Origin of the sequence: Streptomyces spongiicola (assembly GCF_003122365.1) — a bacterium.
Taxonomy (GTDB): domain Bacteria; phylum Actinomycetota; class Actinomycetes; order Streptomycetales; family Streptomycetaceae; genus Streptomyces; species Streptomyces spongiicola.
Window position 1 is genome coordinate 5922924 of the sequence record NZ_CP029254.1, and the last position, 14143, is coordinate 5937066.

General features: G+C 70.2%; 11 protein-coding genes. 4 read left to right on the forward strand and 7 right to left on the reverse strand.

Annotated features, from left to right (window positions below; all coding sequences use genetic code 11):
* Positions 1-26 precede the first annotated feature (26 nt).
* Genes DDQ41_RS25860 through DDQ41_RS25885 form a run of 6 tightly spaced genes read right to left on the reverse strand, consistent with a single transcriptional unit; the run spans position 27 to position 6350 of the window.
* The gene (locus tag DDQ41_RS25860; protein WP_109296611.1) at positions 27-836 is read right to left on the reverse strand and encodes a class I SAM-dependent DNA methyltransferase; all 810 of its coding nucleotides are present in this window, start codon (positions 834-836) and stop codon (positions 27-29) included.
* Positions 833-2113, reverse strand: a complete 1281-nt coding sequence (locus DDQ41_RS25865; RefSeq protein WP_109296612.1) for an MFS transporter — start codon at positions 2111-2113, stop codon at positions 833-835. Before DDQ41_RS25865 ends, DDQ41_RS25860 begins: the two co-directional genes overlap by 4 nt.
* The gene (locus DDQ41_RS25870) at positions 2097-3158 is read right to left on the reverse strand and encodes a mandelate racemase/muconate lactonizing enzyme family protein (RefSeq protein ID WP_109296613.1); all 1062 of its coding nucleotides are present in this window, start codon (positions 3156-3158) and stop codon (positions 2097-2099) included. The genes DDQ41_RS25865 and DDQ41_RS25870 overlap by 17 nt, the downstream gene beginning before the upstream one ends.
* Positions 3155-4252 carry a pyridoxal-phosphate dependent enzyme gene (locus DDQ41_RS25875; RefSeq protein WP_109296614.1) on the reverse strand — a complete coding sequence of 366 codons (1098 nt, stop codon included), beginning with the start codon at positions 4250-4252 and terminating at the stop codon, positions 3155-3157. Before DDQ41_RS25875 ends, DDQ41_RS25870 begins: the two co-directional genes overlap by 4 nt.
* Entirely contained in the window at positions 4249-5097 is an 849-nt protein-coding gene (locus DDQ41_RS25880; RefSeq protein WP_109296615.1) for a Rossmann-like domain-containing protein, read from the reverse strand. The genes DDQ41_RS25875 and DDQ41_RS25880 overlap by 4 nt, the downstream gene beginning before the upstream one ends.
* Positions 5094-6350: an ATP-grasp domain-containing protein gene (locus DDQ41_RS25885; protein WP_174720325.1), complete on the reverse strand. Its 1257-nt coding sequence runs from the start codon at positions 6348-6350 to the stop codon at positions 5094-5096. Before DDQ41_RS25885 ends, DDQ41_RS25880 begins: the two co-directional genes overlap by 4 nt.
* A 581-nt stretch (positions 6351-6931) precedes the next feature.
* On the opposite strand from DDQ41_RS25885, the gene DDQ41_RS25895 reads away from it, so the two are divergent.
* Together DDQ41_RS25895 and DDQ41_RS25900 are read left to right on the forward strand one after the other, a co-directional pair.
* Positions 6932-7477 (forward strand): GNAT family N-acetyltransferase, encoded by a 546-nt coding sequence (locus DDQ41_RS25895; protein WP_109296617.1) that lies wholly within the window; start codon positions 6932-6934, stop codon positions 7475-7477.
* 951 nt (positions 7478-8428) lie between these two features.
* Positions 8429-9234 (forward strand): IS5 family transposase gene (locus tag DDQ41_RS25900; RefSeq protein WP_217364463.1). Its coding sequence is split into 2 segments (ribosomal slippage): positions 8429-8759 and positions 8759-9234, totalling 807 coding nucleotides; the frame shifts between segments, so codons are not numbered across the junction.
* A 486-nt stretch (positions 9235-9720) separates the two neighbouring features.
* Here DDQ41_RS25900 and DDQ41_RS33110 read toward each other — a convergent pair.
* The gene (locus DDQ41_RS33110; protein WP_373995407.1) at positions 9721-9900 is read right to left on the reverse strand and encodes a NucA/NucB deoxyribonuclease domain-containing protein; all 180 of its coding nucleotides are present in this window, start codon (positions 9898-9900) and stop codon (positions 9721-9723) included.
* 211 nt (positions 9901-10111) lie between these two features.
* Here DDQ41_RS33110 and DDQ41_RS25905 point away from each other — a divergent pair, with 211 nt between their 5' ends.
* A complete protein-coding gene (locus tag DDQ41_RS25905; protein ID WP_109296618.1) occupies positions 10112-12274 on the forward strand; it encodes an ATP-dependent nuclease in 2163 nt (720 codons plus the stop codon).
* A complete protein-coding gene (locus DDQ41_RS25910; RefSeq protein WP_162602741.1) occupies positions 12271-14085 on the forward strand; it encodes a UvrD-helicase domain-containing protein in 1815 nt (604 codons plus the stop codon). Before DDQ41_RS25905 ends, DDQ41_RS25910 begins: the two co-directional genes overlap by 4 nt.
* The last annotated feature ends 58 nt before the right edge of the window (positions 14086-14143 follow it).

A 14143-nucleotide genomic window follows, 5' to 3' on the forward strand; every position in this document is an offset into this window, starting at 1 on the left:
GCGTCGGGGTGTGTGGACGGGCCCGGTCAGCAGGGCCGGGTCGAACGGGCCACCACGTGCAGCCGGTCGGCGTCGGTGGTACGGCCGGGAAGCAGGCCCTCCCGCCACGGCGGTTCGGTCCGCGGGCCGGGACCGTCGTGGAGTTCGAGGGTCTCGAAGCCCTGCGCGGCCAGGAGGTGCACCGCCTCCAGCGGGAACAGCAGCCGCCACGCGGAGCGTTGCTCGACCGGCTCCGTCCCGTCGTCCGCGGTCCACACGCGGGTGCGGCGCAGCAGCTGCGCCGTACGGTCGACGGTGAGGGTGGTGGTGGACCGGTAGGCCGTGCCCTGCCGGACGAACCCGTCGGCCCTGGGCGTGTCGAGCAGGTCGGTGCGGCCCAGGAAGTAGGCGCCGTTGCGCATCTCCGCGACGAGGAGTCCGCCAGGGGCCAGCGCACGGCGGCAGGAGGACAGGAAGGCGTCGAGCTGCTCGTTGGTGTGGCAGTACAGCAGGGCGCTGTCCAGGCAGACCACGGCGTCGAAGGCGTCCCGCCCGAGATCGAACCCGCGCAGGTCGGCGTGCACGTAGTCGGGCCCGGGATGGTGGGTGCGGGCGTGCGCGAGCATCGCCGGGGAGAGGTCGGCGCCGGTCACCGTACGGCCGGCGCGGTGCAGGTGTGCGGCGTCCCGGCCGGTACCGCAGCCCATGTCCAGCACGCGCGGGCCCGCCGCGTGCCGCCGCAGGCAGTCCTCGGCCCAGCGTCCGGCCAGCCGGTCGGGGTCGGGGAAGCGGGTCTCGTACAGTTCGGGGTTGTCCGTGAGCAGGTTGTGCGCACTCGCCGTCGGTGTCGAGGTCAACTCGGTTTCCTTCCACTGGCGGTCGCGGATACGGCGGGCTTCGGCGGCGTCGGCAGCGAGCCCAGCCGGCGCAGCCAGGCCACGCCCAGTGCGGACGCGAGCCCGAACAGCGCGCAGCACGCCCACGGCAGCCAGCCGGCGTCGTGCTGCTCCCCGGTGTCCATGGCCCAGCCCACGACGCCGTTGCCGGCTGCGGCGGCGAAACCCGAGACGACGTAGAAGATTCCGAAGTGGGAGCCGGTCAGCTCGGGGCGGCCGAAGCCGGGGATCAGCTCCATGACGAACGGCTGGGCGATCATCAGGCCGAGGTAGAGCAGCAGGGCGCCCGCCAGCACGGGCAGGGCGCGCAGCACCGCGTCCACCGTCCCGTACGGTCCGCCGGAGCCACCGGCCACCAGCGCGGGCGGCAGGAACGCCAGTGCCATCAGGCCGAGCCCCGTGGCGATCCAGCGTGACCTGGTCCCCCGCTCCTTGAGGGCCCGGGTGAGGCGCAGCTGAAGGGTGAGGCTGGCGAGGGTGCCGACGAGGAAGACGAGACCGGCCGCGCCGTCCCAGCCGGTGGCCTGCCGCGCCCCGTCGGGCAGCAGCAGGTAGAGCTGGTTCTCCAGGGTGAACATGCCGACCATGGCGAGTGCGAAGGCGACGAAGGCGCGGTTGCCGAGGACCTCGCGCCAGTCGGCGAGTATCGTGCCCTGGCTCGGTTCGACCCGCCGGGCGGGCAGGGCGAGGGCCTGAGCCACGGTGAGGACCGCGAAGATCCCGGCGGCGGTCAGGGCCGACGTGCGGAAGTCCACGAGCAGCAGCGCGCTGCCCAGCAGCGGCCCGATCAGCGCCCCGGTGGTGGCGAAGACGTTGAACAGGGCGAACGCCTCGGCCCTGCGCCCGTCGGCCTCCTGGGCGAGGTAGGCGCGTACGGCGGGGTTGAACAGCGCCCCGGCGAAGCCGCTGAGGACGGACGCCCCGAGCAGGACGGCCAGGTTGTCGCCGAGCGCGAACAGCGCGAACCCCACCGTGCGCAGAGCGCAGCCGGTGATGATCACACCCCGTGCGCCGAGCCGGTCCGAGGCCGAGCCGCCGACGATGAACAGGCCCTGCTGGCTGAGGTTGCGCACACCGAGCACGACACCGACGACGGCGGCGGACATGCCCAGGTTCTCGGTGAGGTGGGTGGCCAGGTAGGGGATGAGGAGGTAGAAGCCGGTGTTCACGCCGAGTTGGTTGACCAGCAGGAGCCGGACCGCGAGCGGGAAGCTCCTCATCTCACGCCATGTCCTCACGGTTCACCTCCCGCGGCGCGACGCCCAGGCCGGGCAGACCGCTCGCCCCTACGCGGCCGTCCTCGCCGCCGATTCCGGTCCATGGGTCGTGGGCGAGCAGGAGGTGCCCGTCGAGGTCGGCCCAGCGGGCCCGGTCGGCGAGGTGGACGGCGGGCGCGAGGCCGAGACTGCTGGCGGTCAGGCAGCCGAGCATCAGCTCCGTGCCGCTGCCGTCGATCGACTCGGCGATGCGCAGGGCCGCGTGCACCCCTCCGCACTTGGCGAGCTTGACGTTGACGCCCTGAACGCGTCCGGCCAGCCGGCGCACGTCCTCCAGGTCCACGGCGTCCTCGTCCGCGATGACCGGCAGCGGCGAGCGTTGGGCCAGCGCGCCCAGCGCTTCGGGATCGCCGGGGGCGAGGGGCTGTTCCACGGCCTCGACGCCGAGGTCGGCGAACCGGGGCAGCAGGGCCTCGGCCCGGGCCGCGGTCCAGGCACCGTTGGGGTCGAGGAGCAGCCGGGCCCGGGGCGCGGCGTCGCGGACGACGCGGACGCGCTCCACGTCGTCCTCCGGATCGGGCGCCCCCGCCTTGACCTTGATCACCTCGAAGCCGCTCGCCGCGAGCCGGCGGGCCTGCTCCGCCGTGTGTGTGAGGGACGTGATGCCGATGGTGCGGGCGGTCGCGACGAGAGGGGGCTCCGCGGCGCCGAGGAGCCGGTGCACGGGACTGCCCGCGCGCTTGCCGACGAGGTCGAGCAGCGCCGACTCGACGGCGGCCGTCACGGCCGGGGGAGTGCCGTCACCGGTCGGCTCGTCCGCCCGCAGGGCCTCCAGGGCGGTCTCGGGATCGGGGAAGCGCGCGAGGTCCGCACCGGCGGCAGCGAGGAGCCCGTCCAGGGTCTTGGCGTCGAGGCGGTAGTAGACGCTGGTGACAGCCTCACCGTGCCCGGTGGCACCTTCGTGTTCGATGGTCAGCCACACGGCGTCGCGGGTGGTCATGGTGGAGCGGGAGATGCGCAGCGGTTCGGTGAGGTCGAGGCGCACGGTGCGCCGGCCGGCCCTCACGGCTTGCCTTCCGAAGAGGGGGCGGCCTTCAGCGGGTCGGTGACGCGCGCGCACCGCACCCACCCCGCTGCCTCGGCCGCGCGCGGGTGCGGTATCTCCACGGGCCGGGTGGCCGCCGCGGCCGGGTCGAGGCCGTGGCCGGCCGTGAAGTCGTCGTCGTAGACGGTGCCGAGGTAGCGGTGCGGGCCGTCGGGGAAGACGGCGGCGACGACGGCTCCGGGGTGGACGCGGGCGGCCCAGGCGGCGACGCGGGCGGCGGCCCCGGTGCTCCAGCCACCGCTGACGAAGCTGGCGCGGGCCAGGCGGCGGCAGCTGTCCACGGCCTCGGCCGGGCCGACCCAGTGGACCTCGTCGAAGGCGTCGTAGGCGACGTTGCGCGGGTGGATGCTGCTGCCCAGGCCGCGCATCAGCCTCGGCCGGGCGGGCTGGCCGAAGATCGTGGAGCCGGTGGAGTCGACTCCGATCAGCCGCAGCGCGGGCCAGTGGCGGCGCAGCGGGCCGACGATGCCGGCGCTGTGCCCGCCGGTGCCGACGCTGCACACCAGAATGTCCAGGTGGTCGAGCTGGACGGCGAGTTCGGCGGCGAGCGAGGCGTAACCGGCGCTGTTGTCGGGGTTGTTGTACTGGTCGGGCCAGTAGGCGCCGGGCAGCACGGCGAGCAGTTCGCGCAGCCGGCCGAGCCGCGCGGCCTGCCAGCCGCCCTGGGGCGCGGGCCGGTCCACCATCTCCAGCCGCACTCCGTGAGAGCGCAGTAACTGGCGCATCGAAGGCTCCAGTTCACTGTCGGCCACCAGCACGACGGGGTGGCCGAGGGCCTGGCCGGCGAAGGCGAGCCCGACGCCGAGCGTCCCGGAGGTGGACTCCACCACCGGGGCGCCGGGCCGCAGTTCGCCGCGTTCCCGGGCGCCCATCAGCATGGACACCGCGGCCCGGGCTTTCATGCCCCCCGCGGCCAGCCCCTCGAGTTTGGCCCAGAATCCGGGATGCGGCCTCGGCAGACCTGCGGTGATGCGTGCGACGGGCGTACGTCCGAGCAGGGCGAGCAGCTCCGGGCGGGCGGCGGGGCGTACGGAGGTCGCGGCGGTCGGGGTCACCAGGCGCCCCCCGGACCGTCGGCGCGGTAGTGGTGGACGGTTCCGGGGCCGCCGTCCAGCCAGAAGAAGGGGTACGGCTCCGCACACACGGCACTCACCCCGTGCCCCAGGAACCGGGGCAGCACGGCGCTGCCGGTCTGGGCGAACATCACGAGCTGCTTGCCGTGCCGGAGCGCGTGCTCCCGCAGCGGCTCGAACGTCCCGTTGCCGAGCGTCATCCCGGACACGAGCAGCGCGTCACACCGGCCGACCTCGGCCGAGGCGTCCGTGGCGACGGTCTCGCCCCACTCCGTGACCCCGCCCTTGAGGTCGCACGGAACGTATGCCAACCCCCGCGAACGCAGCGTCTCCAGCAGTGAGTTGACGACACCGACCACGAGCACCGTCGCTCCTCGCGGAAGGTCCAGCAGCTCGGCCACCGCCCGGGCGCGGGCCCGGGACTTCTGCAGCGAGGTTCCGGCCGGCAGCCGCACGGGCCGGGCGCCGTTGTCCGGGGTGTGCGGGGTGACGTGCATGAGGTAGGCGTCGAGCGCGGCCACCCGCACCGGCAGCAGCGGATGCGCCAGCAGCCGGGCGACGTCCGCGCCGACGCAGTCCTCGACCGCACTGTCGGGCAGGGCGCCCGGCTCGACCGCGCAACTCCCGACGGCCTCGGCCAGGCGCAGGCTGAGCACCTCGTTGCGGTATCCCGTCCCGCGCCCGTCGTGCCGTACTGCCTGCCGGGTGGTGAAGGCCACGGCGATCCGGAGGGCGGCCGGATCAGGACCGAGCCGGCCGGCGCGGGCCCGGGCCACGAGCGCGTCGTACGTCGCCGCGCGCGTGGACGCCGAGGCGGCGGGGGTCATCGGATCACCGGCCGGGACCGCAGCCCGCCGAGTATCGCCTCGACCCGCTCGCGTGCGCCCGGCCCCTCGGCGTCGCCCGCCATGACGTGCCCGAGGTACTCGTTGTTGCTGTCCGCGATCTTCACCGGCCTGCCGGGCTCGGCGAGCTGCACCTCCAGCACCCCGGGCCCGTCCCGCAACGCGTCGCCGTCCAGGGCCTCGAGCGTGCCCGCGGCCTGCGGGACGAGGAAGCCTATGGCGGCGCTGCGCAGACCGGTGTCCGTGCGCCGCAGGTCGGGTGCGCGGCCCAGGGCGACGTCTACGAAGACCGCGGCCAGATCGATGCCGGTGACATGGCGGACCAGCTCGGTGATGCGGTTCCCGGCAGGGCGGGGGTTGACCTCGACCACGCGCGGTCCGGCGGAGGTGAGCTTGATCTCGGTGTGCGCCACGACGCCTTCGGTCAGCCCCAGCGCCTTGAGTGCGCCGAGCGCGGTCAGCTCGGCGGCCTCGGCGTCCGCGGCCGGCAGTGCGGCAGGGAACATGTGGCCGGTCTCGATGAACGCGGGCGCCCCGCCGACGCTCTTGTCGGTCACGCCGATCACCTGGACCGCGCCCGCGTGCGAGACGGTCTCGACGCTCACTTCCGGGCCGTCCATCAGCTCCTCGAGCAGCACGACGGGCGCCCGCCGCTGCCCGCGTGCGTTGAGCGGAAAGTCGGCCAGCGCCCTCACGGCGGTGGTGAGCTGCTCCTCGTCGTCCACCCGCCTCACGTACATGCCTGCGCACAGGTCGACGGGCTTGACCACGAGCGGGTAGCCGATCTCCCGCGCCGCCCGCGCGATGTCGGCCCATTCCCCGTGCACGGCGAAGCGCGGCCCGGGCACTCCCGCGTCGGCGAGGACCCGGCGAGCGGCGTCCTTGCGGCAGGCGTTCTCCACCGCCTCGGGGCTCGATCCGGGCAGGCCGAGCGTCCCGGCTATTCGCGCCGCCGTGGACAGGTAGTAGTCGCAGGACGTGATCACCCCGTCGAACCCGAACACCGAGTGCAGCCGCTCGACTTCAGGAAGCAGGGTCTGTGTGTCGTTGGTGTCCGTGGTGATCACGTTGCGCGCCCCGAGCAACGGATGTGCCGCGCCCTCGGGCGCCGAACGCAGGTAGTGGTGCAGATCGCGGGTGAGGAAGGTGAACTCGTGCCCGCTCTCCCGGATCGCCCGCGGCAGCAGCCTGCTCATCGAACCGACCCAGCTCTCGACCACCAGCAGATGAGCCACAGTTCCCCTTTTCGTGCGGTGCGTTCACATGACACGACAGGCCGAGCGGAGCATCCGCGACGAGGCGGACCCCGCTGCGCCGAGAACACGGTATAGGTAATCATTTTCATTGTCAGCAGGATCCGGGTCCGCCCGGAGGCGCGCTTGGGCCGACGGCGCGGCTCCCGCTCCCGCTCCCGGGTGCGGCGTGACGGACGTCCACCGGGTGGCGCCGGCCGGGCCGGTCGGCCTGGGGCGGTCGGTCGGCCCGACCGCGGAGGGTGCCCACCCGCGGCCGCGGTGCCGCCGTCGGTGCCGCCGCACCCTGCTCGGCGGTCCCGGTGCGCCGCCCGTGCCGGTCGCCGGCTTCCGGAGCCGCCGCGCCGCACCCGTCGCGGGCGTGCGCCGCCCGGTCCGGCTCCGGCCGCCGCCGGTCCCTGCGTCCTCGGCGGCGACCACTCGCGCGGCGCCCTTCACCGGGTGCGGCGAGGTCCTTGTGCGCGTCGGGTCCTGGCTGCCTCGGGGAGTCGCGACACGCTAACGATTGTGACAGTCGTTTTCATGTAACTAGCATGGAGCCACGATACGGAAGGAAGCCCCCCATGAGTCAGACCACACCTCGCGGATACACGGTGCGGCCCGCTACACCGGCGGACGTGGACGGCGCGCGCCGCGTCATGCTCGACACCCTCTACAACGAGTTCGGATACGGATACGTACCCCGGTGGCACCGGGACGTGGTGGACATCGAGGGCACGTATCTCGACGATCCACGGCACCTTCTGCTCGTGGCCCTCCACGACGGCGAGGTGGTCGCCACGACGGGCGTGCGGTCGCAGGGGCCCAACCACCCCCCGCATCCACGCTGGTTGGCCGAAAGCTATCCGTCCGTCACCACCGCCCAACTCGTCCGGGTCTATGTGCGGCCCGAACACCGGCGCCGAGGGCTCGCCGGCACGCTGGTCGACACCGCCCGCGCCTTCATCGCGAGTACCCCCGGCTACGAACGCGTCTACCTGCACACCAACGTGGACATCGAGGGGACGGACGCCTTCTGGCGCAGTGTCGCGAAAGAGGTCTTCGACGCCCGCAGCACCGGCGAACACGGACCGGGTGTGGCCACGGTGCACTTCGAGATCCCCATGTGACCGGAGGGTGCCGGTGGCGCCGGGACCGCTGGTGCGTGATGCGCCGCCCTGCCGGCGGGCCTTCGCCATGCCGGGCCGTCCGTGCGTGACGCGGTCCGTTCCGGGACGGGGACGGGGACGGGGGCGAGGGCGAGGGCGGCGGCGGGGGCCTGCCGCCGGTTCCGTGCCGGTGGGCGAGGGGGCGCGGACCCCTCGGGCGGTCAGAGCGTAGCCTCCACCCGATCGCGCGCCCCGGCACGCCGGCCGGGGCACTCCGGCCGCGGGTCCACGCCGCGGAAGCGCTCCCGCTTCCTGCCCCCGTACCCGTACCCGTACCCGTGCACGAGGCGGCACCGCTATCGACGCGATCTTCGCCCAGCCGCGGCCACGGCTGGTTCCCTGGAGCGTGACTCGTAGCCCGCCGCAAGCTCGAGGGAAGTCCCAAGGCTCAAAGTCCCTGAGAGGAACCGGAGACGCCGCCGCGCCTCTCCCCGACCCGTTGGGCAGCGGGTCGGGGAGAGGCGCGGCGGCATCCGCCCGTCAGATGTCGCGGGAGAGGCCTGCCAAGGCTGTGACCTGTGATGTCTGGCCGTCGCAAGTCGTTGACCTGTATGAATGCCCTTTCAGTGGTTTCAGGCTCGTACTGGCTGATGCGGCCGGAATTCCCAGGAAAGTCCCAGAGGACTCCCACGGACAGGAGCCACTCTTTCGACTCTGCACAGGGCATGCGAGTGCGCAGTGGGCTGGTGATCGCGGATCGGCGGTCTGACCCGCACGGACGGCAACGCGCACTGCCCGAACGGCTTGCAGCCGATGAAGAGCGTCCCGCAGCCTGGGCGCCGGGGATTGGCGGTCGGTCGGAGTGACAGGGAAACGACCCTGAAGTTCACCGAGGATGGCCTCTACTGCCTTAGAGCGCGTCTCACGTGGCGTGAGTTGGATGCGGCATGATGCCTGGCCATGGGTGTCGGTCTGTCACAGCGGTTGGTTCCTGACGAACTCTGGGCACTGGTTGCTCCGTTGCTTCCGCCTTTCGCGTCACGTCCGCAGGGCGGTGGGACCGCCCCGTGCGACGAGCGGGCCGTGTTCACCGCTGTGGTGTACGTGCTGACCAGCGGGTGCGCATGGCGGCATCTTCCCGAGACATTCGAGGTGTCTCCCGCTACGGCGCACCGCCGGTTCTCCGCCTGGACCGAGGCTGGGCTCTGGAGACGGTTGCACCGGGCGGTCCTGGACGAACTCGGTGCCCGCGGTGAAGTGGACTGGACCTCGGCGATCGTGGATGCGGCCTCGGTGCGCGCGAAAAGGGGGGATCGCTGACCGGGCGCAATCCGGTCGACCGGGGCAAGAAGGGCAGCAAGCTGCACGTCCTGTCCGACGCCCAGGGATTACCCCTGGCGCTGGGTGTGTCCGGGGCGAACGTCCATGACAGCCAGGCTCTGCTGCCGCTGGTCCTGGGCATACCCGCGATCCGGTCGCGGCGTGGGCCGCGCCGACGCCGACCCGGCAAGCTCCGCGCGGACAAGGCCTACCACTCCACCGAGCACCTGAGGTGGCTGCGCAGCCGCGGCATCGTCCCGCGCATCGCCCGCCCGGGCATCGAGTCCAGCGAGCGACTTGGCCGGCACCGCTGGAAGATCGAACGGTCGATCTCCTGGCTCTTCGGCTACCGCCGCCTCACCGTCCGGTACGAGCGGAAGGGCTCGCACTTTCTCGGCTTCCTCGGACTCGCAGCCGCACTGACCTGCTACAAGAAGCTGACCCAACCCGCCACGTGAGACGCGCTCTTAGACATGGTCATCGTCCTGAAGGGCTGACGCCGACTGAAGGCGATGACGCGGTATCCGGCGGACATGCTGGATTCAGGCTTCTTGGTCCCGACCCGATTCACTTGTAGCAGTACCGGACCGAGCGGACTCGTGCGGCCCTCGGAGTCCGCAGGAGGATCCTGAAGGACCGTCCCAGATACGGACAGCGATCTCGATGCGCAGGTCTGGCTGCAGAGTGCGGAGGCACAGGTGGTAACCGTTGCCGGCGACCACCTCGGAACGGGCCTTGGCAGCCGCCTCACAGTCAGCTTCGTAAGCGTCGGCGTCATAGACCTCGACGATGCCGCGGTCCGGTTGTGCAGTGGTGCGAAACTCCGCTATGAGCGCCACGGCCGCGGGCGTCTCCCGTACTACGGAACTCCGGTGACGTGGAAGGCGTTACCGGCGACTATGCGATTTGCCGTGTACGTACTGTTCAGGTGCCGCCCGCCTTCCTCATTTTTCCGGTCTGTCGATGAGTCTGCCCGAGTACCGGAGGCCGTCCGTTCCGCGTTCCTCGGCGGAGGCGAAGGGATGCTCGTCGCACCGCAGGCCGGTGCCGCTGTAGTCACCCCGGACATCGCTGCATGTCTGGATGGCCGGCCCGTCGGCCTTGTGAGAAGTGGTTCCGTACAAGTGCTATATATCGAACACTCGAGATTGATTTCAGATCGATAGGTGATCGAAGTTGAGTTAAATGCGATCGTTGTGCATTTAGAGGCTTATGGTGACAAGATGCGGCCTCGGATGCTGAGGGGCCAATGGCATCGCATGGGGGTTTGAGGCTCTCTTTGCCGCGTGTGCCCCAAGACGTCCAGGGTGTGTACGAGCGCAGCAAGGAGCCGCGATGATCCAGAGCAGTGCACCGCTTGTCATCCCAGGACCGCGAGACGGCTCCGCCGAACCACAGGGGCCCGTGGCCCCGGTGCCGCCTCGGCTCACCAAAGCGGTCATCCGCAACTTCCGGCTGCTCCGCAGAACCGAGCTTTCCTTCACGGACAAGGTGACACTGTGCGTCGGCCGCAACAACACGGGAAAGACCTCGCTGGCAAAACTGTTCGAATTCTTCGTGGCGAGGAAGAAGGCCGGGCTGCGCATCGAGGACTTCTCCGCCGACTGCTATGAGGAGTTCCTCGCCGCCCATCGCCTCTTCGCCTCGGGTGAGGCGGAGCAGGCGCGCGACACGATTCCGGCAGTCACCCTCACCCTCCACATCGCCTACGACAAGGACTGCGGCCAGTACGGACCCCTGGCCCCCTTCGTGGTGGACCTTGACCCCGACTGCTCCGAGGTGGTGATCAGGTTCGCCTTCGCGTTGGGGGACGGTGCCCTGACGGAGTTCTTCGGCGGCGTGCCGGTGGGACCGGATGCCACGGCCACGCTTGAGCAGCTGGGCAGGGGTATCCCGAAGCACTTCGAGATGTCGGTGATGGCGGTCGACCCGACCGATGAGGCGAACGTCCGACCGGTCGACCTCGCGGACGTGCGCACCCTGGTGAGGGTGGACTTCGTCGAGGCGCAGCGAGGGCTGGACGACGAGAGCGACGGGCATGCCGCACCAATCGGAGCGGTCTTCGAGCAACTGCTGACCGCGGCGGAGAAGAGTCAGAACGCGACGTGGCTGGAGGAGCTCGCCGCGAACATCGACAGGACACTCGTGGACACCTCCGGCAGTCTCGACAGCAGCCTCCAAGAGGTCCGCGAACGGGTGGCGCCGACGTTGAAGGCATTCGGCTATCCGGGTCTGGCCAACCAGGAGTTCGTCACGGCCGCCCGGCTGGACTCCAAGAGGCTGCTCAGGAACTTCGCGCGCATTCACTATCCGGGAGTGGCCGGTGTGCGGTTCCCGGAGTCGTACAACGGCCTCGGTACGCGGAACTTGGTGATGATTCTGCTCAGGCTCTTCACCTGCTACCGCGACCACATGGCGACCTCTCCGGAGTCGGGGATCCATCTCGTCTTCCTGGAGGAACCGGAGGCCCATCTGCATCCGCAGATGCAGGAAGCGTTCATCCAGCGACTCACGTACTCCGTCAATCTGTTCCCTCGGATCGACGCGGAGATGAGAGCGACGATGCCCGGGCAAGAGGGAGCGGTCGAGGAGAGCGGCACCGCAATCGACAGCAGCCCCCGGTGGAACGCTCAGTTCGTGGTGACCACCCACTCGGCACACGTGGCCAACCGGGGACACTTCTCCGACATCCGGTACTTCCGGAAGGAGGAGGACACCGTGGAGAGCGGAAGCGAGCCGGGGGCGGCCCGCACCGTCATCAAGGACCTGTCCCAGGTGACCGGCGACAACAGGTTTCTCCGCAAATACCTGACCCTCACCCGGGCCGACCTCTACTTCGCGGACAAGGTTATCCTCGTCGAGGGCGCCAGCGAGCGTATCTTCGTCCCGGCTGCGGAGGAGAAGCTGGCGGCGAGGAGGTCCGGAGAGACGCCCCAGCACCAGTACGTGACCTTGATGGAGGTCGGAGGGGCGCATGCCCACAGGTTCTATCCGCTGCTGAAGGTCCTCGGGATTCCAGCCCTGATCATCACGGATCTTGATTCCGTCGACGACAGGGAGCCCAAGAGCCGCAAATGTCTGGTGTCCGAATCCGGACGCACGTCCAACCAGTCCATCAGGGCGTGGTCCCCCGAGATGGCCGACATCACGGTGGCCGAGCTGCTGCAGCTGGCCGATACGGACCCACCGATCTCCGGCGGCAGCATGTGCCTCGCCTACCAGGTGCCGGAGAAGCCCGGCGGTCCGTGCGGCCGCACCTTCGAGGACGCCTTCGCACTGGCCAACCGGTCCCTGTTCGGCATCTCCGCAGGTGACGCTCCCGCCGGGGAACTGGAGAAACAGGCCCGTAGCAGCGTGGAGAGCAGGCGCAGCAAGGTCGACTTCGCCCTCGACTACGTCCTCGGAGAGCGCGACTGGGAGGTCCCGAAGTACATCAGGCGCGGCCTCGAGTGGCTCATGGCACAGGACGGGACGGCGACGAAGGCGGACGACGAGTGACGACCGAGGCGGAAGACGTCACGCGCACGATCCTGACGGCCCTCCGGGAGGGCCGTCACTTCAAGGTGGAGGCCGGCGCCGGAGCGGGCAAGACCAGCTCACTGATCGAGGCGCTCCGGAGCATCCTGGCCGACCGCGCCCGCTACCTCCCGCGGCCCCACCAGCGCGTCGCGTGCGTCACCTACACCAATGTGGCCCGCGACGAAATCATCAGCCGTACCGACCGCAGTCCTTACGTGTTCGCCGAGACCATCCACGGCTTCCTGTGGCAGTTGCTCTCCCCTTTCCGTAAGCACCTGCTACGCCACATCGTCGAGCTGGACCTCATGCCGTCGAAGATGGAGGGCCGTACCTCGCTGGACGGCTACACCGTCGAGTACAGCACCGGCTTCCAGAAAGTGGACCACGACACCCGTCAGGTGCGGCTGGGGCACAACGACCTGCCTGTCCTCGCGAGGGCGTTCTTCGCTCTTCCCAAATTCCGGGCCCTGGCCGCCGACCGGTTCCCGATCGTCTTCGTGGACGAGTACCAGGACACCCCCGACGGCCTGGCGGAGGCCATGCTGGGAGCTCCGGACGATGAGGCCACCTCGCGCGGCCCCCTGTGCGGCTTCTTCGGGGACCACTGGCAGCAGATCTACGAGAACGCGTGCGGGGCACTCGAGGACACACGCCCGGTACAGGTCTTCAGACGGCGCAACCGCCGTTCGCAGCGCGCCGTCGTGAATTTCCTGAACACGATGCGTCCCGAACTGACACAGACCACGGCGCCAGAAGCGGGCGAGGGCACCGTCGCCATCTATCACACCAACGAGTGGGCCGGGACGAGGCTCACCCACCACCGGAAGGGCCAAATCGGCTGGAACGCGGCCCACGCAGCCCGGAGGTGGGTACTTGACGACGTCCGCGACCGGTTCTGGAGCACCGGGGCATCCGGGCCCGATGAGCAGGGGGGAGCGGAAGAGCCCAGCACGAAGATCCTCATGCTCACGCACGAGACGATCGCCGGCGAGCTGGGCTATCAGAAGCTTCACGGGGCATTTCGACGCAACGATTCCTACGTGAAGAAGGAGGACCACGCCATGGCCTTCTTCATGGATACGCTGGAACCGGCACTGCTCCACCACCGGAACAAGCGCTACGGCGCGATGTTCGACGCACTCGACCCACGTGGTCGTCCACCCATCAACTCGTCGGCTGACAAGCAGGAATGGATGGTGTTCCTGACGAAACTGGGGGAGGCCCGTAAGACGGGCACGGTCGGCGACGTCCTCGACCTCTGTCTTGAGCAGCAGCTCTTCGACGGCCTGGGGAAGGTACGCGAGCGTCACCGTAAGGCCGTGTCACCATCCGGCACCGACCCGCAGGCTATGAGTGACGACAAGGCCGAAGCCCGGGCCGCGGCCCGGACGAAGGAGTACCAACAACTGCGCAAGGTGCCGTACGCGGAGTTGCTGGCGTTGAACGAACACCTCGGCGGCGGCACGCCCTTCGCCACACAACACGGAGTCAAGGGACTGGAGTTCAACCGGGTCCTCGCCGTGGTCAGCAAGGGACACTCCCGCTTCCAGATCCCCGAGATGCTGGCCAACTTCTCCCGGCGCGACGAACTGGTGGACAAGGAACTGGAGGCGTTCATCAGGGCACGCAACCTCTTCTACGTGGCATGCTCACGAGCCAGAGAGCACCTGGCCATCCTCTTCACCACGAAACTCCAGCCCGCCTCACTGGACACCCTCCGGGAGTGGGTCGGCGAGTCGCGGATCACGTCGCTGCGGTTCGACGGGGACACGGTGGTGGGTGGCGAGTGAGGGAGTGAGGCAGGTCGGACGGATCCCCGGTCCGGCCCGGACAAGGGAGGCCCTCGGC

Bases quoted from the DNA above. Each gene is read 5' to 3' on its own strand.
- DDQ41_RS25880 (WP_109296615.1), bottom strand. From the start codon at position 5,097: ATGACCCCCGCCGCCTCGGCGTCCACGCGCGCGGCGACGTACGACGCG.
- DDQ41_RS25895 (WP_109296617.1), top strand. From the start codon at position 6,932: ATGAGTCAGACCACACCTCGCGGATACACGGTGCGGCCCGCTACACCG.
- DDQ41_RS25905 (WP_109296618.1), top strand. From the start codon at position 10,112: ATGATCCAGAGCAGTGCACCGCTTGTCATCCCAGGACCGCGAGACGGC.